Source organism: Lentzea sp. NPDC051213, from assembly GCF_044455585.1.
Lineage (GTDB): Bacteria > Actinomycetota > Actinomycetes > Mycobacteriales > Pseudonocardiaceae > Lentzea.
Genome location: NZ_JBITEX010000005.1, coordinates 197,617 through 218,020 on the forward strand (window position 1 = coordinate 197,617; position 20,404 = coordinate 218,020).

At 67.3% G+C, this 20,404-nt stretch carries 23 protein-coding genes and 1 tRNA gene; 12 read left to right on the forward strand and 12 right to left on the reverse strand.

What is annotated here, in order from left to right:
- Positions 1 to 9 precede the first annotated feature (9 nt).
- Positions 10 to 354 carry an NTP pyrophosphohydrolase gene (locus tag ACIA8G_RS23260; protein WP_396420745.1) on the forward strand — a complete coding sequence of 115 codons (345 nt, stop codon included), beginning with the start codon at positions 10 to 12 and terminating at the stop codon, positions 352 to 354.
- On the opposite strand, the gene ACIA8G_RS23265 is transcribed toward ACIA8G_RS23260, so the two are convergent.
- Positions 351 to 1,124: an HAD family hydrolase gene (locus tag ACIA8G_RS23265; protein ID WP_396420746.1), complete on the reverse strand. Its 774-nt coding sequence runs from the start codon at positions 1,122 to 1,124 to the stop codon at positions 351 to 353. The two genes, ACIA8G_RS23260 and ACIA8G_RS23265, sit on opposite strands and share 4 nt — an antisense overlap.
- 27 nt (positions 1,125 to 1,151) lie before the next feature.
- On the opposite strand from ACIA8G_RS23265, the gene ACIA8G_RS23270 reads away from it, so the two are divergent.
- Positions 1,152 to 1,820 (forward strand): dienelactone hydrolase family protein, encoded by a 669-nt coding sequence (locus tag ACIA8G_RS23270; RefSeq protein ID WP_396420747.1) that lies wholly within the window; start codon positions 1,152 to 1,154, stop codon positions 1,818 to 1,820.
- On the opposite strand, the gene ACIA8G_RS23275 is transcribed toward ACIA8G_RS23270, so the two are convergent.
- Positions 1,817 to 2,869, reverse strand: a complete 1,053-nt coding sequence (locus ACIA8G_RS23275) for an NAD(P)-binding domain-containing protein (RefSeq protein WP_396420748.1) — start codon at positions 2,867 to 2,869, stop codon at positions 1,817 to 1,819. The two genes, ACIA8G_RS23270 and ACIA8G_RS23275, sit on opposite strands and share 4 nt — an antisense overlap.
- A 115-nt stretch (positions 2,870 to 2,984) precedes the next feature.
- Here ACIA8G_RS23275 and ACIA8G_RS23280 point away from each other — a divergent pair, with 115 nt between their 5' ends.
- Entirely contained in the window at positions 2,985 to 3,503 is a 519-nt protein-coding gene (locus ACIA8G_RS23280; RefSeq protein ID WP_396420749.1) for a hypothetical protein, read from the forward strand.
- A gap of 34 nt (positions 3,504 to 3,537) precedes the next feature.
- On the opposite strand, the gene ACIA8G_RS23285 is transcribed toward ACIA8G_RS23280, so the two are convergent.
- Positions 3,538 to 4,110: a PIN domain-containing protein gene (locus tag ACIA8G_RS23285; protein ID WP_396420750.1), complete on the reverse strand. Its 573-nt coding sequence runs from the start codon at positions 4,108 to 4,110 to the stop codon at positions 3,538 to 3,540.
- A gap of 3 nt (positions 4,111 to 4,113) precedes the next feature.
- The gene (locus ACIA8G_RS23290) at positions 4,114 to 4,605 is read right to left on the reverse strand and encodes a helix-turn-helix domain-containing protein (protein ID WP_396420751.1); all 492 of its coding nucleotides are present in this window, start codon (positions 4,603 to 4,605) and stop codon (positions 4,114 to 4,116) included.
- Between the two features lie 62 nt (positions 4,606 to 4,667).
- Here ACIA8G_RS23290 and ACIA8G_RS23295 point away from each other — a divergent pair, with 62 nt between their 5' ends.
- The 4 genes from ACIA8G_RS23295 to ACIA8G_RS23310 all read left to right on the forward strand — a co-directional run bounded on the left by ACIA8G_RS23295 (position 4,668) and on the right by ACIA8G_RS23310 (position 9,745).
- The gene (locus ACIA8G_RS23295; RefSeq protein ID WP_396420752.1) at positions 4,668 to 6,518 is read left to right on the forward strand and encodes an NHL domain-containing thioredoxin family protein; all 1,851 of its coding nucleotides are present in this window, start codon (positions 4,668 to 4,670) and stop codon (positions 6,516 to 6,518) included.
- 36 nt (positions 6,519 to 6,554) lie between these two features.
- Entirely contained in the window at positions 6,555 to 6,848 is a 294-nt protein-coding gene (locus ACIA8G_RS23300) for a GroES family chaperonin (RefSeq protein WP_396421258.1), read from the forward strand.
- A 272-nt stretch (positions 6,849 to 7,120) separates the two neighbouring features.
- Complete coding sequence (locus tag ACIA8G_RS23305; protein ID WP_396421259.1) at positions 7,121 to 8,905, forward strand: VanW family protein; 1,785 nt, start codon at positions 7,121 to 7,123, stop codon at positions 8,903 to 8,905.
- A gap of 111 nt (positions 8,906 to 9,016) precedes the next feature.
- Positions 9,017 to 9,745: a DUF1206 domain-containing protein gene (locus tag ACIA8G_RS23310; protein ID WP_396420753.1), complete on the forward strand. Its 729-nt coding sequence runs from the start codon at positions 9,017 to 9,019 to the stop codon at positions 9,743 to 9,745.
- Between the two features lie 57 nt (positions 9,746 to 9,802).
- On the opposite strand, the gene ACIA8G_RS23315 is transcribed toward ACIA8G_RS23310, so the two are convergent.
- On the reverse strand, positions 9,803 to 11,638 hold the full coding sequence (locus ACIA8G_RS23315; RefSeq protein WP_396420754.1) for an acyl-CoA dehydrogenase: 1,836 nt from the start codon (positions 11,636 to 11,638) through the stop codon (positions 9,803 to 9,805).
- 151 nt (positions 11,639 to 11,789) lie between these two features.
- A complete protein-coding gene (locus ACIA8G_RS23320; RefSeq protein WP_396420755.1) occupies positions 11,790 to 12,836 on the reverse strand; it encodes an FAD-dependent oxidoreductase in 1,047 nt (348 codons plus the stop codon).
- Positions 12,837 to 12,870: 34 nt separating this feature from the next.
- Between ACIA8G_RS23320 and ACIA8G_RS23325 the strand changes: the two genes are divergently transcribed.
- A complete protein-coding gene (locus ACIA8G_RS23325) occupies positions 12,871 to 13,494 on the forward strand; it encodes a TetR/AcrR family transcriptional regulator (protein WP_396420756.1) in 624 nt (207 codons plus the stop codon).
- Here the strand turns inward: ACIA8G_RS23325 and ACIA8G_RS23330 are convergent.
- The gene (locus tag ACIA8G_RS23330; RefSeq protein WP_396420757.1) at positions 13,456 to 14,094 is read right to left on the reverse strand and encodes a response regulator transcription factor; all 639 of its coding nucleotides are present in this window, start codon (positions 14,092 to 14,094) and stop codon (positions 13,456 to 13,458) included. The genes ACIA8G_RS23325 and ACIA8G_RS23330 overlap by 39 nt on opposite strands.
- A 239-nt stretch (positions 14,095 to 14,333) precedes the next feature.
- On the opposite strand from ACIA8G_RS23330, the gene ACIA8G_RS23335 reads away from it, so the two are divergent.
- Entirely contained in the window at positions 14,334 to 15,848 is a 1,515-nt protein-coding gene (locus ACIA8G_RS23335; RefSeq protein ID WP_396420759.1) for a sodium:solute symporter family protein, read from the forward strand.
- Here the strand turns inward: ACIA8G_RS23335 and ACIA8G_RS23340 are convergent.
- Positions 15,796 to 16,203, reverse strand: a complete 408-nt coding sequence (locus ACIA8G_RS23340) for a hypothetical protein (RefSeq protein ID WP_396420760.1) — start codon at positions 16,201 to 16,203, stop codon at positions 15,796 to 15,798. The two genes, ACIA8G_RS23335 and ACIA8G_RS23340, sit on opposite strands and share 53 nt — an antisense overlap.
- A 92-nt stretch (positions 16,204 to 16,295) precedes the next feature.
- Here ACIA8G_RS23340 and ACIA8G_RS23345 point away from each other — a divergent pair, with 92 nt between their 5' ends.
- Positions 16,296 to 16,712 carry a hypothetical protein gene (locus ACIA8G_RS23345; RefSeq protein ID WP_396420761.1) on the forward strand — a complete coding sequence of 139 codons (417 nt, stop codon included), beginning with the start codon at positions 16,296 to 16,298 and terminating at the stop codon, positions 16,710 to 16,712.
- Positions 16,713 to 16,847: 135 nt separating this feature from the next.
- On the opposite strand, the gene ACIA8G_RS23350 is transcribed toward ACIA8G_RS23345, so the two are convergent.
- The gene (locus tag ACIA8G_RS23350) at positions 16,848 to 17,276 is read right to left on the reverse strand and encodes a PH domain-containing protein (protein ID WP_396420762.1); all 429 of its coding nucleotides are present in this window, start codon (positions 17,274 to 17,276) and stop codon (positions 16,848 to 16,850) included.
- Between the two features lie 176 nt (positions 17,277 to 17,452).
- Between ACIA8G_RS23350 and ACIA8G_RS23355 the strand changes: the two genes are divergently transcribed.
- Positions 17,453 to 17,896 (forward strand): hypothetical protein, encoded by a 444-nt coding sequence (locus ACIA8G_RS23355; protein ID WP_396420763.1) that lies wholly within the window; start codon positions 17,453 to 17,455, stop codon positions 17,894 to 17,896.
- Positions 17,897 to 17,995: 99 nt separating this feature from the next.
- Here the strand turns inward: ACIA8G_RS23355 and ACIA8G_RS23360 are convergent, their stop codons facing one another.
- Together ACIA8G_RS23360 and ACIA8G_RS23365 are read right to left on the reverse strand one after the other, a co-directional pair.
- Positions 17,996 to 18,427 (reverse strand): PH domain-containing protein, encoded by a 432-nt coding sequence (locus tag ACIA8G_RS23360; RefSeq protein ID WP_396420765.1) that lies wholly within the window; start codon positions 18,425 to 18,427, stop codon positions 17,996 to 17,998.
- A 148-nt stretch (positions 18,428 to 18,575) separates the two neighbouring features.
- Positions 18,576 to 18,646, reverse strand: a tRNA-Gly gene (locus tag ACIA8G_RS23365).
- Between the two features lie 49 nt (positions 18,647 to 18,695).
- Between ACIA8G_RS23365 and dcd the strand changes: the two genes are divergently transcribed.
- Positions 18,696 to 19,277: a dCTP deaminase gene (dcd, locus tag ACIA8G_RS23370; RefSeq protein WP_396420767.1), complete on the forward strand. Its 582-nt coding sequence runs from the start codon at positions 18,696 to 18,698 to the stop codon at positions 19,275 to 19,277.
- Here the strand turns inward: dcd and ACIA8G_RS23375 are convergent.
- The gene (locus ACIA8G_RS23375; RefSeq protein WP_396420768.1) at positions 19,274 to 20,248 is read right to left on the reverse strand and encodes a cation diffusion facilitator family transporter; all 975 of its coding nucleotides are present in this window, start codon (positions 20,246 to 20,248) and stop codon (positions 19,274 to 19,276) included. The genes dcd and ACIA8G_RS23375 overlap by 4 nt on opposite strands.
- Positions 20,249 to 20,404: the final 156 nt, after the last annotated feature.

The following is a 20,404-nucleotide window of genomic DNA, read 5'->3' on the forward strand; positions in this document are numbered from 1 at the left end:
TCTGGAGGCGTGAAGCCGTTGCTCGTGGTCGACGCCGCCAACGTCGTGGGATCGGTTCCCGACGGGTGGTGGCGCGACCGGGCGGGCGCGGCCGAACGCCTCCGCGACGCGTTGCGCGGCCGTGACGAGGAGGTCGTCCTGGTCGTGGAAGGCAAGGCGCGCAACGTGTCCAGCGTGGAGGACGTCCGAGTCGTCGCCGCGTCAAACTCGGGTGACGACAAGATCGTCGAGGTGGTCCGGGAAGAGGGAGCCGGACGACCGGTGACGGTCGTGACCGCCGACCGCGAGCTGCGGCGGCGGGTGACGGCGCTCGGTGCCGAGGTGGCGGGACCCACCTCGGTGCCGCGCCGTTAGAGCTGGAACAGGCGCTCGAGCACCTGGGCGACGCCGTCCTCGGTGTTCGGCGGCGCGTGGTTGGTGCAGGCCTGTTTGACCACCGGGTGCGCGTTGCCCATCGCGTACGCCGTGCCGGCCCAGCCGAGCACCGACAGGTCGTTCGGCATGTCACCGAACGCGATCACCTCTTGGGCTGAGATTCCCCTTGTGTGGCACAGAGCTTCGAGCGTGGCGGCCTTCGAGACGCCCGGCGGGCTGATCTCCAGGAGCCCGAGCCCGCCGGAGTGCGTGACCGTGACGTGCTGCCCGACCGCCTCTCTGGCGATCTCCATCAGGTGGTCGCTCTCGGCGTCCGGCGCCCACGCGAGCATCTGCACGACCTGGTGCGCCTCGTCGAAGACGTGGTCGAGCAGTTCGAGTGTCCGGTGTGGATTCTTCGGCCCGAACCCCTGGAAACCGGGCTCCGACAGCACTTCCAGCCCCGTCTCGACCGCGATGCCGACGTTCGGGATCACGTCGGCCAGCGCCTCCGACACCTTGCGGACGATGTCGAGCGGAACCGTCTGAGCGTGCGTGACCTCGCGGTTCGTCAGGTCGTAGATCATCGCCCCGTTGGAGCAGATCGCGGTACCGGTGAGCGCGAGGTCCTGCACGAACCGCGGCGGCCGCGCGGTGACGACCACCACGTCCGCGTCGACGGCGTGGAGCGTGGCGCGGGTGCGGTCGCTGAGCACTCCGCCAGGCTGGAGCAGCGTGCCGTCGAGGTCGGTCGCGATCAACCGGATCATCGGCCGATTATGCGGCAGGATCAAGGTATGACCCATCGAGTTGACGACATGCCGCTGCCCGTCTGGCTGCCCGAGTCCGGATCCGGACCCGGCATCGTGCTGATCCAGGAGATCTTCGGCCTGGACGCCTACCTGCGGGGCATCGCCGAGAAGCTCGCCGCGCTCGGCTACGTCGTGGCTGTTCCCGAGCTGTTCCACCGCTTCCAGCCAGGCTGGGTGGGCGAGCACGACGAGGCCGGCATCGCGAAGTCGATGGAGGTGGCCGGGAAGCTCGACCTCCCGCTGGCCGCGGCAGACGTCGTCGCGTCCGTCGCCTACCTGCGCGGTTTGCCCGAGGTCACCGGCGGCGTCGGCGTGCTCGGTTTCTGCCTCGGCGGCACCCTGGCCTACGCGGTGGCGGTCGAGTCCGACCCGGACACCTCCGTCTCGTTCTACGGCTCGGGCGTGCCGGACCAGATCGGCACGCTGGACCAGGTGTCGTGCCCGATCCTGTTCCACTTCGGCACCGAGGACGCGTTCATCACCGGGTACCAGAAGGTCGCCGACGCGGTGGCGGAGCACGAGGGCGCCGAGATCAACCTGGCACCCGCGGGTCACGCGTTCCTCAACCACCTCGCCCCCTGGTACGACGAGACCGCCGCCGACCAGGCGTGGGACCTCACCGCGAACTTCCTCAAGCGCACGCTGCCCGCCTAAGCGATGCAGGGCACCGCGAGCTGCTGAGAGAAGAACCTCTCCAGCGGCTTGCGGTGCAACCGGCGCTCGACCCCGAGCAGCTCGTCCTTGCGGTAGTGCCGGACCTGCGTGCTGGTGACGACGAACCCGTTCTTCCGCCGCAGCGGCATCTCGTCGTAGAGAAGCGCGTGCTGGCCTTGGGGCACAACGACGTCCGCCAGCCCCTGCGGGATGGCGTGAGCCCGAGTCGCGATGGTGGCGGCCAACGCGTCAGGCCGGTTGCGCAGCTTGCGATGCGGCCAAGGCACCCCGTGATGCTCGGCCTCGAGCGTCCGGTGCAACGCCCTGGCAGCGTGCCGAATGGCTTTGATCGAGTCCCCGGCCAGCACGTGCGCGTGCGAAGCATCGAGGCTGGTGTCCCGCCGAAACCCGGCACACACGATGACCTTGTCGTACCGCAGCTCCCCCGAGCCGTCGATGGTGGCCCGGAACCCGTTGCCGTCCTTGACGATGCGCTGCACGGTCCGCCCAACCGTGTGCGTGACCCGAGCCGTAGCCGCGATGTTGTCCGCAGTCTCGAACGCACTGTGCCCGCGCCCGATGATCAGCACCCGCTTCCCCGCGTACTCGGTGGGATCAGTGCTGGCCGTCGCATACGTCTCGGCCAGCTCGACACCGGGAATTTCCGGAGTGTGCGGCCGATTTCCGGTAGCGATGATGACGTGCCGCGCCCGGAACTGAGCGATGTCGCTGACGGGCGTGTTGTACCGGATGTTCAACGGCCGCGCGAAGTCTTCCAGATACCGCACCAGATCGTCCGCGTTGGGAAAGGAACGCTTGCTGTACCGGGAAAACGGCACACCCTCGAACAACGAGTTGTCGTCCGTCCCGAGCACCCGATGCCGCGGAAACCTCCGGAAGAACGCCGCAGGCTGCTGTGCGGCCTCGAGGATCACGTAGTCACGGCCGGCCCGGTGCAGAAATCGCCCCATCTGCAAACCCGCGGGACCTGCACCGATCACCAGGTACTCCACCATCACGCACCTCCCGGCGTCCTCTACGCCGAGCACGGCGAAAAGGTTCAGACGGGCGGTCTACCTCCATGATGACGGCTACCGGCGAGTTCGGGTGAACGTTCGCTCCAACGGACCCGCGCCCCCGTTACGCCGGGGTTACGCTGGCCTTATGAGGCTCCTCGCAGTGACGGCTTTCGCGTTGCTGCTAGCCGCCTGCGCCTCCGGGGCAGAACCGGCACCTGTTGCGTCGACCGAGCCGGCCGATAGTTTGACGACCATGCCACCGACGCCGCCGAGGCAGGAGCCGATCGAGATCGCGACGGACGCCCAAGGCGTCCGCGAGTGGCACAATTCCCCAGAGGAGATGGGCTTCGTCTATCGCATGCAGCCCATCGACTTCATCCTGAGGGCGCGCAACACCGGCAGCACACCGCAGACGGCTGCGGAGATCAGGTTCGTCGTTGAGGACATGGACGGCGAGGGCGAGCTGTCTGTCAGCGGGGAGGGGTGGAACTGCGAGGGCGGGCGTGCCATCGGCTGCACGGCTACTGGCACGGCTGAGCCTGGTGGGACCTGGCCTCCGCTCACCCTGACCATGCGGCATGCCAAGGGCGGGCAGACTCGCGTTGTTGTGCATTGGGGCGGGGCCACGCCCAACGTGATCTTTCGGTACGACACCGGCACCTGAGGTCTCGCCGCCACCGTCGTTCTGCTGCCAAAGGTCAACTTCTCCATGTGCCGAACGAGCGAGCGTTCCGGAACGCCTCAACGAAGCCGGTGCAGCGGTGACCGTCATTGGCCAGAACCTCGAGCAGGTCGTCGACCGAACGCGGTGCTTGCCGATACCGGGACACCTGCCGCCGGAGTGCCGCGATCACCAGCTCAGGCGCGAGATCGAGCTGGTCGAGCAGGAACTCGTCCTGGTGCAGCACCTCGATGTCGAAACGGCTGACGGCGGCCGCAGGGAAGTCCTTCAGGTTCTCGGTGACCAGCAACTCGGCACCACCCCACACAGCCGCAGCGAGAACGTGTCGGTCCTTGGGATCGTTCTCCATCGCGTCGATCAGGTGCTCGTAGCCGGTCACTTCGGCATCCGGAAAGTGCCGTTGCATCTGACCGATCCGGTGGGCCACCTGCCGCTCGGACGCACCACGCTTGCGCAGGTTCCGGTCAAGCTCGGCCAGCACGTCCCTCGACCACAACGGACGGTAGACGCCACTTTCGCTGATCGTCAGCAGCGTGTCGCACAGGTAGGGCTTGAGCAGGACACATGTGTCGATGAAGACGGGAAGCACTGATCACCTGAGGTCGTCGTTCGTCGGCATCCGCTCGAACGGCGTGTCCAACGGGAGGTCGTAGAGGCCGCTGTCCTCACCGTCGCGGACCATCTCGTCCAGCCCGGCGGCACGTGCCCTGCGGGAGCGGTCCTGGTAGGCGAGAAGGTCGGCCAGGCGGACCCGGCGGTGCCTGCTGGGCTGCTCGTAGGGGATCTCGCCCGCCTCGAGCAGGCGCACCAGGGTCGGCCGGGACACTCCAAGCAGGTGGGCGGCTTCGCTCGTGGTCAGCACGGTGTGCTGCGGGGCCACCGTGATCGCCAAGCCTTGTGACATCGCGAACACGACCGACCGCAGCACCTCGAAGATCTCCGGGGGCAGCTCCAGGTGGGTGCCGTCCGGTGCGACGAGCGCGGCGGTCTCGCTCCCTGACCGTGCCAGCGCGGCGACCCACGGGGACAAGCTCTCCGGACGTGCCGGAGGCAGCACTGTTCGTTCGCCTGCGCCTGCCGTCATGCCCTGATGCTAGCCCAAAACGAACAAAACGAAAGCCGTCCGCATCGTGGACAGCGGAATCGATGCCCCGTCCCACGGTGTTGGATACCGTCGTGACGACTGCGAAGCGCCGTGCCCGTGTCCGAGCCCCAGAACTGGCAGGCCGAGGCTGGCTCAACACGGGCGGCGACCAGGTCAGCCTCAAAGACCTGCGCGGCAAGATCGTGCTGCTCGACTTCTGGACGTTCTGCTGCATCAACTGCCTGCACGTCCTGGACGAGCTGCGCCCCCTCGAAAGGCAGTACGAGGACGTCCTAGTCACCATCGGCGTGCATTCGCCGAAGTTCGTCCACGAGGCCGACGCCGACGCGCTGAAGGCCGCGGTCGAACGGTACGAGGTGCACCACCCGGTCCTGGACGACCCGGAGCTCACCACCTGGCAGAACTACGCGGTCAAGGCATGGCCGACGCTCGTCCTGGTCGACCCCGAGGGCTACGTCGTCCACGTAGCCGCGGGTGAAGGCCACGTCGAGGCTCTCAAGACGATCATCAAGGAACTCGTCGAGGAGCACGACGAGAAGGGCACGCTGCACCGCGGCAACGGCCCGTACGTCGCGCCGACGCCCGCGGACACCACCCTCCGCTTCCCCGCGAAGGCGATCGTCACGCCGCAGAACACCATCCTGGTGAGCGACTCCGCCCACCACAGCCTCGTGGAACTGGAAGCCGACGGCGAGACCGTCATCCGTCGCATCGGAACAGGTGAACGGGGCAGGGCGGACGGCCTCAACCCGACCTTCTCCGAACCCGCGGGCCTCGCCATCGTTCCCAACACCCACGGCTACGACGTGGTCATCGCGGACACCGTCAACCACCTGCTCAGGGGCCTCAACCTCGCCACCGGCGAGGTCACCACGCTGGCCGGTACCGGTGAGCAGTGGCGCGGCGGCGAGACCGACGGGCCCGCCGACAAGATCGACCTCACCAGCCCGTGGGACGTCGCGTGGTGGAACGGCGGCGTTGCCATCGCCATGGCCGGCAACCACACGCTGGGCTTCTTCGACCCCGAGGCCAACGAGACGACCCGCCTGGCCGGCACCACCGTCGAAGGCATCAACGACGGACCCAAGGAAGAGGCCTTCTTCGCGCAGACGTCCGGGCTTGCCGCGGACGGCGACCGGCTGTGGATGGTCGACTCCGAGACGAGCGCTCTGCGGTACCTCGAGCACGGCGAGGTCCACACCGTGATCGGCAAGGGCCTGTTCGCGTTCGGCCACAAGGACGGGGACGCGGACCAGGCCCTCCTGCAGCACCCGCTCGGCGTCACGGTCCTCGGCGACCACTCGATCGCCATCTCGGACACCTACAACAACGCCATTCGGCGCTTCGACCCCGAGACCAACACGCTCACGACCATCGCGACGGACATCGCCGAGCCGTCCGACGCGCTCGTCATCGAGAACGAACTGGTCGTCGTGGCGAGCGCTGCTCACCGACTCGAGCGGTTCTCGGCGGCCGCGACCAAGATCGATGGTGAGGCTCACGAGGTCAAGCGGCCGTCCACCGACATCGCGGCGGGCGAGGTCGAGCTCGCGGTGATCTTCACGCCGCCGACCGGGACAAAACTGGACGAAAGGTACGGGCCGTCGACCCGTCTGGAGATCACCAGCTCACCCCCGGAGCTGATTCTCGAGGGCGCCGGCGTCAGCACCGAACTGGTACGGGCGTTGCGGATCAACGATCAGGTCACGAACGGTGTACTGCACGTGGTCGCTCAGGCTGCCAGCTGCAGTGATGATCCGGCCGAAGAACACCCCGTCTGCCGTCTGACCAGGCAGGACTGGGGAGTGCCCGTTCGAGTTGTTGCCGATGCACCTACCCGGCTCCCCCTGCTCATGGGCGGCATGGACGAGGCACCTGGGCAGGACACGTAGACTCTGCTGGTGCCTGATGTCAAGCTCGAGATCCAGATGCTGTACGACCGCGTCATGGTCCGCATCTCGCCGGAGGACGGCGAGCGGCGTTCCAGCGGAGGCATCGTGATCCCCGCTACCGCCCAGATGGCGAAGCGGTTGGCGTGGGGCGATGTGTTCGGGGTCGGTACCAGCGTTCGCCAGGTGAAGGTCGGCGACCGGGTTCTGTTCAACCCGGAAGATCAGCTTGAGGTCGAGGTGCACAGCACCACGTATCTCGTGATGAGGGAACGCGATCTGCACGCTGTGGCGACTGAGCTCACCGAGCACGGTACTGGCCTGTACCTATGAGCCGCCGGTTCGTGATCTGCGCCTGATAGCTACACATATGCCGCCTCAGGAGAGACAGGGCAACGGGGAGAGCTGTGCCGTACGACGCTGACAAGACGAGAGCGATACCTCCGGTGGGTCCTGGGGGTACGGCTTCCGAGGAGACGACGAAGATCGCGCCGGTGAGCGCGTCCGCGGACGCGTGGCCGTCTGAGGAGCCGGACAACGAGCCGACCATCGCGGCCGCCGTGCCCGGTGTCGGCTTCCCGGCCAGTGAGGACGCCACCGAGTACATGCGGCCGGTCCTCCCGCCGGAGCCGAAGCCGGAGGACTCCGGCGTCTACGGGCCCGTGATGATCGAGCCGGGCGAGGACGAAGCCCCGGAGGGCAACAGCAGGAAGAAGGCCCTGATCGTGGCCGCGGCCGTGGTCGGCGCGTTCGGCCTGCTCTACGGCCTCGACATCCTTGTCTCCAGCGGCAACGTCCCGCGCGGCGTGACCGTGGCCGGCGTCGAGGTCGGCGGTCTCGGCCACGCGGAGGCCGAGAAGAAGCTGCGCGACGAGATCGGCCCCCGGCTGAGCAAGCCCGTCGCGCTCAAGGCAGGCGACGTCACCGCCGAGCTCGACCCCGCGGCCGCGGGTCTGGAGCTCGACTGGTCGGCCACGGTCGACCGCGCCGGCAGCCAGCCGCTCAGCCCGATCACGCGCATCACCTCGTTCTTCACCTCCCGCGAGGTCGGCGTCGCGACGAAGGCCGACGACGCGAAGGTCGGCGGCGCGCTCGAGGCCCTGCGGCCCAAGCTCGACCACGACCCGATCGAGGGCACCATCAAGTTCGAGGGCGCCAAGCCGGTCGCCGTCGAGCCGCACGACGGTCAGAAGCTGAAGGCCGACGAGGCCGCCGGCGCCGTCGTCGCGAACTGGGCCTCCGGCAACCCGGTCGAGGTCCCGATGGACTTCACCGCGGTCAAGACGACCAAGGAGGGCGTCGAGAAGGCGCTCAACGACGTCGTCAAGACGGCGGTCTCCGGCCCGGTCAAGATCAAGGGCGAGGGCAAGGACGCGGACCTCACGCCCGAGCAGGTCGCCGCCACGCTGGCCTTCGAGCCCGGCGACGGCGGGTCGCTGAACGTGAAGCCGAACAAGGACAAGCTCGTCGAGGTGGCCCTTCCGCAGCTCAAGGACACGGTCAAGGAGGGCAAGGACGCCCAGATCGTGTTCGAGGGCGGCAAGCCGACCGTGAAGCAGTCGGTCGACGGTCTCGACCTCGACTGGGACAAGAACCTCCAGCCCTACTTCGACACGCTGAAGAAGACCGACGCGCGCGAGGTGAAGTTCGAGTACAAGCACACGCCCGCGAAGGTCACCACCGAGCAGGCGAACAAGATGGGCATCAAGGAGGTCATCGGCGAGTTCACCACCGGTGGCTTCGTCGCCGCGTCGGGCACCAACATCCGCGTCGTGGCCGAGAAGGTCAACGGCGCGATCGTGAAGCCCAAGGAGACGTTCAGCCTCAACAAGTACACCGGTCCTCGCGGCACCGCGCAGGGCTACGTCGAGGCGGGCATCATCGAGAACGGCATCCCCGGCAAGGCGGTCGGCGGCGGTATCTCGCAGTTCGCGACCACGCTCTACAACGCGTACTACTACGCGGGCATGAAGGACGCGGGCCACCGGGAGCACAGCTACTGGATCACGCGGTACCCGAAGGGCCGTGAGGCCACCGTGTTCATGGACGGCGCGGGCAACAGCCTGATCGACGTCGCGTTCACGAACCAGGACGACACGGGCGTCGCCATCCAGACGATCTGGACCCCGGGGAACATCACGATCAGACTGTGGGGAACCAAGAACTACGACGTCTCCGGCTCCACCAGCGGCGAGTTCAACCCCACCCAGCCGCAGGAGAAGAAGGTCAACAAGGCCGGTTGCGCGCCGAGCAACGGCGTCCCGGGCTTCTCGGTGACGGACACCCGCACGATCACGGACCGCCGCACCGGCCAGTCCCGCAGTGAGTCGCGCACGGTCCGTTACGACCCGCAGTTCAAGATCGTCTGTGAGCCACCGCCAGGCGGCTGATTCGTCCCGAGGGTTGTGCAGTGGCCACGAGTGGGTATTCACCCCTTCGTGGCCACTGTTGCGAATGAGGCACGAAGACATCCCGCGGTCCAGATGCTGGGGCGGGCGGGCATGGTTGTGTACGGAGCCGTTCACGTGCTCGTCGCGTGGCTTGCGCTCCAGGTCGCGTTCGGCACGAGTGCCGAGCAGACGGATTCGAAAGGCGCGCTCAGCGAACTCGCGCAGAACGGCGCCTGGTTGTTGTGGACGGTCGGGATCGGCCTGGTGTTCTTCGCGCTCTGGCAGGTGCTCCTGGCGTGCGTCGGGTACACGTACGTCAGCAAGAAGCGCAAACGGATCTCGAAGCGCATCGGCTCGTTGGCGCGCGCCATCACGGCCAGCGCCATCGCGCTGGGTGCCTTCAAGTACGCGACGAGCGGCAGCTCCGGCAACCAGACCGAGCAGCAGCAGGAGCTGACGGCACAGGTGCTCGCGTGGCCGGGCGGTCAGCTGATCGTCGGCGCGATCGCGATCGGCGTGCTGATCACCGCTGGAGTCATCGCATACAAGGGCTTCAAGAAGTCCTTCGAGAAAGACCTCGACATGAGCCGCGCACCGTCGTGGATCGAGGCCGTCGGCCGGGTCGGCTGGATCGGCAAGGGCGTCGCGTACGGCGTGATCGGTGTCCTCATCGGACTTGCCGCGGTGAACGCGGACCCGGAGCAGTCCGGCGGCATGGACAAGGCCTTGCACACGTTGGCCGAGCAGCCGTACGGCATGTTCCTGCTGGCTGCCGTCGCGATCGGCATCGCCGCGTTCGGCGTGTACTGCTTCGTCGCCGCAAGGGCTTTGAAGGAATGAAAAACGGGTCCTCGCACCTCGGGCAGGAGGTGCGAGGACCCGTCGTCCTGGTGGCGCTTAGAACACGCTCTCGTCGATGTCCATCAGCGCGTTGTCGGTCTGCTCGGCGATCTTGCGACGCGCGGTCAGCTCCGGCAGGACGCTCTTCGCGAAGAACGACGCGACGGCGACCTTGCCCTCGTAGAACGCCTTGTCCTTGGCGGACGGCGTGCCCGCGAGCTTCTGCAGCGCGACCTCGGCCTGACGCAGCAGCAGCCAGCCGACGAGGACGTCACCCGCGGTCATCAGCAGGCGGACCGAGTTCTGGCCGACCTTGTAGAGGTTGCGGACGTCCTCCTGCGAGGTGGTGAGGAAGCCGACCAGGGCGCCCAGCATGCCCTGCAGGTCCTCGAGAGCCTGCTTGAGGAGCGCGCGCTCCTCCTTCAGCCGGCCGTTGCCGCCCTCGTTGTCCAGGAACTTCTGGATCTCGCCGTTGATGAAGCCGAGCGCCTGGCCCTTGTCGCGGATGATCTTCCGGAAGAAGAAGTCCAGCGACTGGATGGCCGTGGTGCCCTCGTACAGCGAGTCGATCTTCGCGTCGCGGATGTACTGCTCGATCGGGTACTCCTGCAGGAAGCCGGAGCCGCCCAGCGTCTGCAGCGACTGCGCCAGCTGCTCGTACGCACGCTCGGAGCCGACACCCTTGACGATCGGGAGCAGCAGGTCGTTGACCTTCGCCGCCAGCTCGGCCTCGTCGCCGCCGAGCATCACCTTGTCCTGGAACGTCGCCGTGTACAGGTACACCGCGCGCAGGCCCTCGGCGTATGCCTTCTGCAGCATCAGGCTGCGGCGGACGTCCGGGTGGTGGGTGATGGTGACGCGCGGGGCGGTCTTGTCCGTCATGCGCGTCAGGTCGGCGCTCTGCACGCGCTCCTTGGCGTAGGACAGCGCGTTCAGGTAACCGGTCGACAGCGTCGCGATGGCCTTGGTGCCGACCATCATGCGGGCGTACTCGATGACGTCGAACATCTGCGCGATGCCGTCGTGCACCTCGCCCAGCAGCCAGCCCTTGGCGGGCACGCCGTGCTGGCCGAACGTCAGCTCGCACGTGGTGGAGGCCTTGAGGCCCATCTTGTGCTCGACGTTGGTCACGAAGGCGCCGTTGCGCTCGCCCAGCTCACCGGTCTGCGGGTCGAAGTGGAACTTCGGCACGAGGAACAGCGACAGGCCCTTGGTGCCCGGCTTCGACTCGACGCCTTCGCCCTCGGGGCGCGCCAGCACCATGTGCATGATGTTCTCGGTGAGGTCCTGGTCCGCGGACGTGATGAAGCGCTTCACGCCGTCGATGTGCCAGGAACCGTCTTCCTGCTTGAACGCCTTGGTGCGACCGGCGCCGACGTCGGAACCCGCGTCCGGCTCGGTCAGCACCATCGTGGCGCCCCAGCCGCGGTCGATCATCAGCTGCGCCCAGTGCTGGTCGCGCTCGGTTCCGTTGTGGTAGACGACCGTCGCGAAGCTCGGGCCCGCGAGGTACATGTAGATCGCCGGGTTGGCGCCGAGCAGCAGCTCGGACGCGGCCCAGGTGACCGACGGCGGGGTGCCGAAGCCGCCCAGCTCGTTCGGCAGGAACAGGCGGTACCACTCGCCGTCCCACACCGCCTGGTACGACTTCTTCAGCGACTCCGGCAGGGTGGCCGAGTGCGTCGCCGGGTCGAACACCGGCGGGTTGCGGTCGGCGTCGACGAAGGAGTCCCCCAGGACACCCTCCGCGAGGTTCTTCACCTCGGCCAGCACGCTGCGCGCGGTGTCCTCGTCGGACTGCTCGAACGGCCCCGTGCCGAGGTGGTCCTGCACGTTGAAGACCTCGAACAGGTTGAACTCGAGATCCCGGACGTTGCTCTTGTAGTGGCCCATCTCGTCAGCTCACTCCTCAGGGTCGCGGCGGGGTCGCCTACTGACCGGTAACAACAGAGTATTACCCGACAGTAACCCCGGCAAGGCCGACCACCCACTGGTGGCGAACCAGACAGTCCCGCAACGTCCCTGAATCGGGCATGAGCGCCGGTCAGACGCGTATCGGGCGCGCGGGAACCATCTCCTGAAGTCCGACCTTCGTGTGCTCGGCGTACTCGATCGCGCGCGGCACCATGACAGATTCGTAGGCCTGCACGCCCTCTCGGACACCGTGCTCGGCGATCGCGAGCGCCAGATCGGCCGCGTCCTGCATCGCGAGGTTCGCGCCGACGCCCAGCGGTGGCATCAGGTGGGCGGCGTCGCCGAGCAGGGTCACGCCGGGCGTGTGCTCCCAGGTGTGGGGCACGGGCAGTGCGTACAGCGGCCGATAGATCAGCTCGCCCTCGAGGAACGCCGTGAGCGACGGGTGCCAACCGGCGTAGACCTCCAGCAGTTCGGCCTTGGAGGGCTTCCAATCCTCACGCGCGCGCATGCACGCGTACGCGCGAATGTGGTCGCCGCTGTTGCGCTGGCACCACAGCAGCACGCCCTCGTGGTCCGCGACCATCGTGCCGTGGCCGGTGAGGTCGAGCAGCTCCTCGTTGTCGTCGTGCCGGGTCTCGACGAACAGCACACCGGTGTACTCCGGCGTCGCGTCGGACAGTGCCTGGCGCACCCGTGACCAGGCGCCATCCGCGCCGATGACCAGGTCGAACTCGGCCGTGGACTCGTCCAGGAACGTGACGGTGCTCTTCGGGTCGCCCGGCGTGGCCGAGGCGATGCCGAGGCCCCAGGTGACGGTCGCGGGTGCCAGCGAGTCGAGCAGGAGTCGCCGCAGCTGGCCGCGGTCGATCTCCGGGTGGAAGTCGCCCTCCGCCGGCTGATGCCCGATCAACGCGGCCGTGACGTGGTCGACCTTGCGCTGTTCCTGGCCTTCGTCCCGGGCGAGAGCGCGCCACTCCTCGTAGAGCCCGGCGGCGCGGACGGCCTCCTGGCCGCTGTCGGCGTGCAGGTCGATCGTGCCGCCCTGCTGGCGGGCGTCCGGCGAGCTCTCGCGCTCGAACACGGTGACGTTGTCGAAGCCGTGCAGCTGGAGGACGCGGGCACAGGTGAGGCCGCCGATGCCGGCCCCTGCGATGGCGATGCGTGGTGTGGTCATGTCTCCAGGAAAGCGCATCGACTACAAAAGTGCAATGACTAAACTTTCGAAGTGGCTCAACTCGCAGTACGATCTGGAGGTGCCCGAACTCGGCCGCCGTGAGCGGAAGAAGCTGCAGACCCGTCAGTCGCTCGCCGACGCGGCACTGGAGTTGTTCATGGCGCGCGGGTTCGACGACGTGGGCGTGAAGGAGATCGCCGACCGTGCGGACGTGTCGGTCACGACGCTGTTCAAGCACTTCCCGAGCAAGGAGTCGCTGCTCTTCGACGAGGACGAGCAGCAGGAGTCCGAGCTGGTCAGCGCCGTGCGGGACCGTCCGGCCGGGCAGTCGATCCTGGGCGCGTTGCGCGACCACTTCGTGGGCGCCGCGGCGGGGCACCCCGACAATCCGCTGTTCGCCGACTTCCTGCGGCTGGTGCGGTCGACGCCGGCGTTGCGCGCGTACGAGCACAGGATGTGGTTGCGCCATCAGGAAGGGCTGGCGCGCGCCATCGCCTCGGAAATCGGTGCGCCGGAGAACGACGTCAGGTGTGCTGCGCTGGCCCGGTTCGCCCTCGAGGCGCGGGACGTGATCTTCGAACGGCAGGACCGGCGGAAGGCCGCGGAAGAGGTGTTCGGGCTACTCGAGTACGGCTGGGCGGCCCACCAGCAGGCCTGACCGATAAGCGAGCGACACCGCGTGTGTCCGGTCGCGCGCGCTGAGCTTGCGCAGAATGCCCTTCACGTGGGTGCGCACGGTCTCCACGGACACGATCAGCTCGTTGGCGACCTGCTGGTTCTCCAGGCCGTCCGCGATGAGCGTGAGCACCTCGTACTCGCGTCGGGTCAGCGTCGGCCGTTCCTTCGGCCGCAGGTCAGGATGCACGTAGCCGCGGGACCGGAAGGTCTCCGCGATCACCCGCACGATCTGCTCGGGCTGGGCCGACCGCGGCACGACGCCGCGCACCCCGGCTTCGAGCGCGGACGTCACGTAGTTCGCGTGTGAATGCGCGTCGCGGACCAGCCCGATGATCAGCAGCCGCGGGTCGCGCTCGGTCAGCAGGCGGGCCAGATGCCCGACCGGATCGAGCACGGAGTCGACGAGCAGCACGTCGGGGCGCAGTCGTTCGTGCAGGCGAACGGCAGCGTGCAGGTCGCCCGTGGACCCGAGCCAGCGCAGACCGGGAGTCCGTCGGACCAGTGCGGACAGACCCTCGCGGTAGAGCGGAACCGGGTCGATCAGTGCGACACCGGGGGCAGGCCGGCTGGGCGGGAGCATCAGCACCTCCGTTCGTACATCCAGACGAGAGACGTCGTTCCCTCGGACGTGTGACGCGGAACAGTCGGTTCATGTAGGTGAACAAGGGTCACGAATGTGATTCAAGACCGCCGAAGGTCTTCCACCGGGGGCAACAGTCTCGTAAGACCTACGTCACATATCCCGTGCGGATGTGCCAGGTTCGCCGCCAGAGGCCTGGTGCTCTCGCGGGCACACGTGTGTGCACGCAAGGAGGTCACATGGGCACCCTCGATTGGATCGTGGTCGCCGGATATTTCGTGGTGATGGTCGGCATCGGTCTCTGGTCCCGCAACCGGATCAAGAACATCGCCGACTTCTTCACCGCGGGCGGCAAGATGCCGTGGTGGTTGTCGGGCATCTCGCACCACATGTCCGGGTACAGCGCCGTCATGTTCGTCGCGTTCGCGGCGGAGGCGTACCGGCTCGGCCTCACGGTCTACATCTGGTGGTCGCTGACGATCGGCATCGGCGTCGGCATCGGCGCGTTCCTCTGGGCGCCGGCGTGGAACCGGCTCCGTGCCAAGCACGACGTCAAGTCGCCGCTCGAGTACCTGGCCATCCGCTACAACGTGCCGACCCAGCAGGTCATGGCGTGGGCAGGCGCCGGCCTGAAGGTCGTCGACATCGCGGCCAAGTGGGTCGCCGTCGCACTGCTGCTGCAGGGCTTCGCCGGTGTCCCGATCGGCTGGGGCATCGGGCTCGTCGGCGTCGTCACGATGGTCTACTCGGTGCTCGGCGGCCTGTGGGCGGACGCGCTGACCGACTTCGGCCAGTTCATCATCCAGGGCCTGGCGGGCTTCGCGATGTTCTTCGCGGTCGCCTCGCACTTCGGCGGCATCAGCTTCATGTGGACGATCTGGGACAAGCTCCCCGCGAGCCACAGCGACCCGCTGACCGGCCCCTACACACTGACGTTCTTCATGGCGCTCTTCCTGATCAAGACGCTCGAGTACAACGGCGGCATGTGGAACCTGGCCCAGCGCTACATGGCGGCCCCGTCGGGCTTCGCCGCGAAGCGCTCGGCGTTGCTGTCCGCGGGCCTGTGGCTGGTGTGGCCGCTCGTGCTGTTCTTCCCGATGTGGGCGGCCCCGCTGATCGTGCCGGGCATGGAGGCGAACGCCGAGCAGGCCTACGTCAAGATGGGCGAGGCGATGCTCCCCGCGGGCATGATCGGCCTCGTCCTGGCCGGCTTCTTCTCGCACACGATGGCGATGGTCTCCTCCGACGCCAACGTCATCACCGCCGTCATCACCCGCGACATCCTTCCGCGCCTGTGGAAGGGCGCGAAGGCGATGACCGCGGAGGCCCAGCTGAAGCTGGCCCGCATCACGACGTTCTTGTTCATCGGTCTGTCGATGACCATCGCGTTGACCGCGGATACCAAGGGCTTCGTGCTGAAGGTCGTGATCGCGCTGGTCGCGGCCACAATGGGCCCGATCGCGATCCCGCTGATGCTCGGCCTGCTGCCGTGGTTCCGCAAGTTCGGCCCGACGGCCGCACTCTCGTCGACCATCGGTGGCCTCAGCACCTGGGTGTTCCTCTACGTCGAGCAGCAGTTCCTGAAGGACTTCGCCGTCTCACAGGCCCTGATCGTCTCGACGCCGTTGCTGGTCTCCCTGGTCCTGTACCTGGCGATCGGCTTCGCGAAGCCGGAACCGTCCGACGAGCGCGACGCGCTGATCAACTCGCTGAAGTCTGATACGCCAGAGACCGCGGAGCCGGTGACGGCCTAGCAGGACGTTCGTTCTTGATGATCCTCGCGGCGGCGCACCCGAACAGGGTCGTCGCCGCGAGCCAGACGTAGGGCATCGGCGTGCCGGTGTAGTTCTGCGCGAACACCGCCAGCACCGCCGTCGCCCCCGCGACAAGCCCGCACGTGTGCGTCACCGGATACCGGCTGCGGAGCACGGTGACGACCGCGATGGGCACGAGCAAGAACCCGTAACCCAGCACCCGAGTGAGCAAATTGGCGTGGTCGCTCGCCTCGTACTCGAGCGCCAGTAGAGCGAGCTGAGTCAGCAGCAGGCCGACCCCCAGCCCGGTCGCGAGACTCAGCAGCACGGTAAGCCCTGGCCATACACGCGTCATGCGGTTCAAGACGCGCACATCACTCGTTGGTTGCCGTGGCGTGCGTCATCGTCACGAGACCTATGCGTGCCGACGCATGCACAGTGGAGGTCATGGGTGCCTGGTTTCCTGGAGACGACGCGGAACTGGCCACGGGTTGGCGGCTCTGGCTGGAGCTGAGCGACCGCGTGTGGCCGGATCCGTCGTGGGACGGCACCCCTGCCGATGCCATCCGCCAGGTCCGCTCGTTGCTGGCGGTGTGCGAGGAGATCCGGGTCGATTACCTCGCCGAGTCCTCACGGCCTTCTGTGGCGCTTCTGCAGCTGCTGCAGTCGATGGTCTTCGTGGCGTCGTTCCCGGTTGATCTTTGGCATGACGACACTCATCCGTTGGATGTGGAGCGGGCTGAGCTGTTGCACGGTGATCTTGCGTCGTTTGCTCAGCATGTGGCTGGGGTGCGGGCGGCTCTGGCTCGGGGTGGGGGCTGGGTTGAGCTGGACCGCCGGCCGTGGGGTCTACCGGTCGACTGAACTCGGGCTCGAACCCTCGCCACCCCACGTGGGTTCCTGCTGGGGGGTCGGCCAGCCCCTGTCCCAGGCCGCGCCGTTGTGGCACATCGTGCTGCCAGCGCAACAGATCGCGTTGGGACACGTGCATGACAAAACCTAGTCGGCGCGCCGTTCCTGCGCCGCGAGCCGTTCGGTGACCGCCTGAACCAGCGCCCGTGAGTGTGGCTCGTCGCCGAAGGCCCACCCGCGCATCGCGTCACACGGCACGACCCTGCCGTCGCTCATCAGGAACGACACTCGCTGGATGCGGCTCGACTCGAGGTCGATGCCCCTGATGTCGGCCCACGGCAGGTAGTGGTCGCGCCACGAGTTGCGGACGAGCACCCCGTCCGGCCGCAGCGTCACCGCCAGGCGCCAGGTCTGCCAGAGCCCTGCCACCACCAACGCGGCGAACAACCCGATGAGAATGGAGTCGAAGGGCGCGTCCACGTTCTGGGTGATCCGCCACGACACCAACGGGTACGCGATCACGAAGATGATCACTGCGGTTAGGCGGGCCGACGGGCGGCGGAACGTGGTCCCCATGTGCCGAAGTTAGCCCGCGGCCGGTCTGCCTGACTCGGAAACGACGAAAGCCCCCGCGTGGAGGGCTTTCGAGTGGAGCGGGTGACGGGAATCGAACCCGCCCAGATCGGTAGCCGAGGGCTCCGTCCGACGGACACCATGTAGGCGTGACAGCTTGGCTAGCCAGCGTGATCGCTGTGGCAGGCACTCTCCTCGGGTCGACCATCACCTTCGTGTTCCAGCGTTCTCACGCAGAGCGGGCCGAAAGATTCGCCCGCGATGAGCGGCTGCGCCAGGAGCGGATACAGGCCTACAGCGCGTTCGCCGGGGCGATCACCGAACTTCGGCGCGGAGTCATCAGCCTCTGGTTCGTTCGACTTCGCAAGGACGACCCCGCAGATCCGGAACTTCTTGCGGCTTTCGCAGAGTCGGATCGTTTGGGGGCCGCCGCCGCTCATGCCCGGTTCAGGGTGCAGCTCCTGGCCGAGGATGCTGATCTTGTGGCACTTGCGGCAGCCGCATTCGGACCGATCACCGCCATACGAGCCTCGGCTGATCGTGCTGAGCTGGTGGAACACGAGGATCTGTGTGAGGAGAGGATCAAGGCGTTCATCACCGCTGCTGGCACTCAGGTTCGCTGAGCCTTGTCATGTCATGCCGCGCGCTGGGCTGCTCCGCTGCGGAGTCGGCAGTCGACGCAATTGCACAAGCTTGGGAAGCCGTTGCGGTGGTCGACTGGCTTACCGCTGTCCGGACCCGATCCGCTGCCGAACCGCGTCGACGAATTCCTCACCCAGCGGCGTGCCGCTCAGCGACCCGCCGCGGAAGGCCGCACACGGCACGCTGGAGCCGTCGGTCAGCACAAGGTTGACGCGCTGCATGCCCAGGACGTTTTCACGCTCGATGTCGGCGATCCGGTCCCAGGTGATGTGGTAGTCGCGCCCTGGGTTGCGCACGATGACCTTCTCGGGCGTGAGCGTCACGCACACGCGCCATATCTGCCAGATGGCGGCGAACGTGCCCAGGATGTAGGCGGCTCCGGCCATGACCACCAACGTCGAATCGCCGAAGTTGACGACGAGCCGCCAGGGCACCATCACCACGCCCGTCACCATGATGACTGTGACGAGCCAGCGTGCACCTCGCCTGAAAAACGTCACGTTCTCTTCCATGCGTCCTCCCTCGCGAGAGTCACGCGGGGCCGGGCAGAAAGGTTGCCCGGTTGCAGGCCGCTGCTGTGGCAGGGCATCAGAGAGCTCCCGAAACGCCGAAACCGGGGTGTGTCTGCGCTTCCGCAGACACACCCCGGTTCCGGTTTTGAGCGGGTGACGGGAATCGAACCCGCCTCTACAGCTTGGGAAGCTGTCGTTCTACCAATGAACTACACCCGCAGGAGCAGTGCGTCGCCGATCATACACAAGCCTGAGCTAGCCTGTCCGAGTGCTGCTGAGTGACCAGGATCTGCGCAAAGAGGTCGAGTCGGGCCGTCTCCTCCTCGACCCGTTCGACGTCGAGATGGTTCAGCCGTCGAGCATCGACGTGCGTCTGGACCGGTTCTTCCGGGTCTTCAACAACACCCGGTACACGCACATCGACCCGTCGATCCAGCAGGACGACCTCACGAGCCTGATCGAGGCGCAGGAGGACGAGCCGTTCGTGCTGCACCCCGGCGAGTTCGTGCTCGGGTCGACGTACGAGATGGTCACGCTGCCGGACGATCTGGCCGGGCGCCTCGAAGGCAAGTCCAGCCTCGGTCGGCTCGGGCTGCTCACGCACTCCACGGCCGGCTTCATCGACCCCGGCTTTTCCGGCCACATCACGCTCGAGCTGTCCAACGTCGCGAACCTGCCGATCACGTTGCACCCCGGCATGAAGATCGGGCAGCTCTGCCTGTTCAAGCTGTCGAGCCCGGCGGAGCACCCGTACGGCTCGTCGCAGGCCGGCAGCCGGTACCAGGGGCAGCGCGGGCCGACGCCCAGCAAGGCCTACCTGAACTTCCACCGCACGGACACCCGGCGCTAGAAGCCGTAGCGCTCCAGCACTCGGCGGCGCAGGTCGGGATCGGTCCGGGGCACCGGCTCCAGGAAGATCTCGTCCAGGTCCGGGAACGACGCGCGCAGCTCGGCGGAGATGCGCACGCACGCGTTCTCCAGCTGGAAGGCCGTCAACGCGTCGTCGAAGTCCAGCCGGGCGCACAGCAGCACGCGGTCGGTGCCGATCAGCATCGTCAGCACGTCCACGACGGCGTCGACCTCGGGCACCTCGGCCAGCCGGGCCCAGATCGCCTTCACCATGACCGGGTCTGCCTGCCTGCCGATCAGGAGGCCGCGGTTGGTGCGCGCCAGCACGTAGGCCACCAGAGCCAGCAGGACTCCGATCGCCAACGATGCCAGGCCGTCCCACAGGGACGAGCCGGTCAGCTGGTGCAGGCCCAGGCCGGAGAACGCCAGGACCAGGCCGATCAGCGCGGCGGAGTCCTCGAGGAAGACCGTCTTCACGGTCGGGTCGTCCGACATGCGCAGGAAGTCCCAGAAGCCACGGCCGTGTGCGGCGGCCTCGGAGCGGACCTGCCGGAACGCCTGCGTCCAGGACACGGTCTCCAGTGCGAACGCCAGGCCGAGCACCAGGTAGCCCACCCACGGCCGGGTTTGCTCTTCGGGAGAGCCGAAGACCGTGCGGAAGCCCTCGTAGAACGCGAACATCGCGCCCGAGGCGAAGATCGAGACGGCCGCCAGCAGGGACCAGAAGTAGCGCTCCTTGCCGTAGCCGAACGGGTGGCGGCGGTCGGCTGGGCGGTCCGAGCGGCGCAGGGCGGTCAGCAGCAGGGCTTCGGTGAACGTGTCGGCCACCGAGTGCGCGGCTTCGGAGAGGATTGCCGCCGAACCGGTCAAAACGCCCGCAATGGCCTTCATGACCGCAATCGCCAGATTGACCAGCAGGGCCAATACGACCGTGAGAGTGCTTTCACCCGAGCCCGACGGCTTCTCGCTCATGGGTGATCAGCTTAGGGCTCCAGGCGTGTGCGCACCCGGCGTTGACCGGCGAAAATCACGGTTCGGTCTCGGGCTGCAACCGGCAGTACCCCTCAAACGACTTCTATAGTGACCGGCTGCTGGGGAGCTACCGGGAAATCCACTGATGAATGTGCG

Bases quoted from the DNA above. Each gene is read 5' to 3' on its own strand.
- ACIA8G_RS23265 (WP_396420746.1), bottom strand. From the start codon at position 1,124: ATGATCCGGTTGATCGCGACCGACCTCGACGGCACGCTGCTCCAGCCT.
- ACIA8G_RS23270 (WP_396420747.1), top strand. From the start codon at position 1,152: ATGACCCATCGAGTTGACGACATGCCGCTGCCCGTCTGGCTGCCCGAG.
- ACIA8G_RS23280 (WP_396420749.1), top strand. From the start codon at position 2,985: ATGAGGCTCCTCGCAGTGACGGCTTTCGCGTTGCTGCTAGCCGCCTGC.
- ACIA8G_RS23290 (WP_396420751.1), bottom strand. From the start codon at position 4,605: ATGACGGCAGGCGCAGGCGAACGAACAGTGCTGCCTCCGGCACGTCCG.
- ACIA8G_RS23295 (WP_396420752.1), top strand. From the start codon at position 4,668: ATGCCCCGTCCCACGGTGTTGGATACCGTCGTGACGACTGCGAAGCGC.
- ACIA8G_RS23300 (WP_396421258.1), top strand. From the start codon at position 6,555: ATGCTGTACGACCGCGTCATGGTCCGCATCTCGCCGGAGGACGGCGAG.
- ACIA8G_RS23305 (WP_396421259.1), top strand. From the start codon at position 7,121: ATGCGGCCGGTCCTCCCGCCGGAGCCGAAGCCGGAGGACTCCGGCGTC.
- ACIA8G_RS23310 (WP_396420753.1), top strand. From the start codon at position 9,017: ATGGTTGTGTACGGAGCCGTTCACGTGCTCGTCGCGTGGCTTGCGCTC.
- ACIA8G_RS23315 (WP_396420754.1), bottom strand. From the start codon at position 11,638: ATGGGCCACTACAAGAGCAACGTCCGGGATCTCGAGTTCAACCTGTTC.
- ACIA8G_RS23320 (WP_396420755.1), bottom strand. From the start codon at position 12,836: ATGACCACACCACGCATCGCCATCGCAGGGGCCGGCATCGGCGGCCTC.
- ACIA8G_RS23325 (WP_396420756.1), top strand. From the start codon at position 12,871: ATGACTAAACTTTCGAAGTGGCTCAACTCGCAGTACGATCTGGAGGTG.
- ACIA8G_RS23330 (WP_396420757.1), bottom strand. From the start codon at position 14,094: ATGCTCCCGCCCAGCCGGCCTGCCCCCGGTGTCGCACTGATCGACCCG.
- ACIA8G_RS23335 (WP_396420759.1), top strand. From the start codon at position 14,334: ATGGGCACCCTCGATTGGATCGTGGTCGCCGGATATTTCGTGGTGATG.
- ACIA8G_RS23340 (WP_396420760.1), bottom strand. From the start codon at position 16,203: ATGACGCGTGTATGGCCAGGGCTTACCGTGCTGCTGAGTCTCGCGACC.
- ACIA8G_RS23345 (WP_396420761.1), top strand. From the start codon at position 16,296: ATGGGTGCCTGGTTTCCTGGAGACGACGCGGAACTGGCCACGGGTTGG.
- ACIA8G_RS23350 (WP_396420762.1), bottom strand. From the start codon at position 17,276: ATGGGGACCACGTTCCGCCGCCCGTCGGCCCGCCTAACCGCAGTGATC.
- ACIA8G_RS23360 (WP_396420765.1), bottom strand. From the start codon at position 18,427: ATGGAAGAGAACGTGACGTTTTTCAGGCGAGGTGCACGCTGGCTCGTC.
- ACIA8G_RS23375 (WP_396420768.1), bottom strand. From the start codon at position 20,248: ATGAGCGAGAAGCCGTCGGGCTCGGGTGAAAGCACTCTCACGGTCGTA.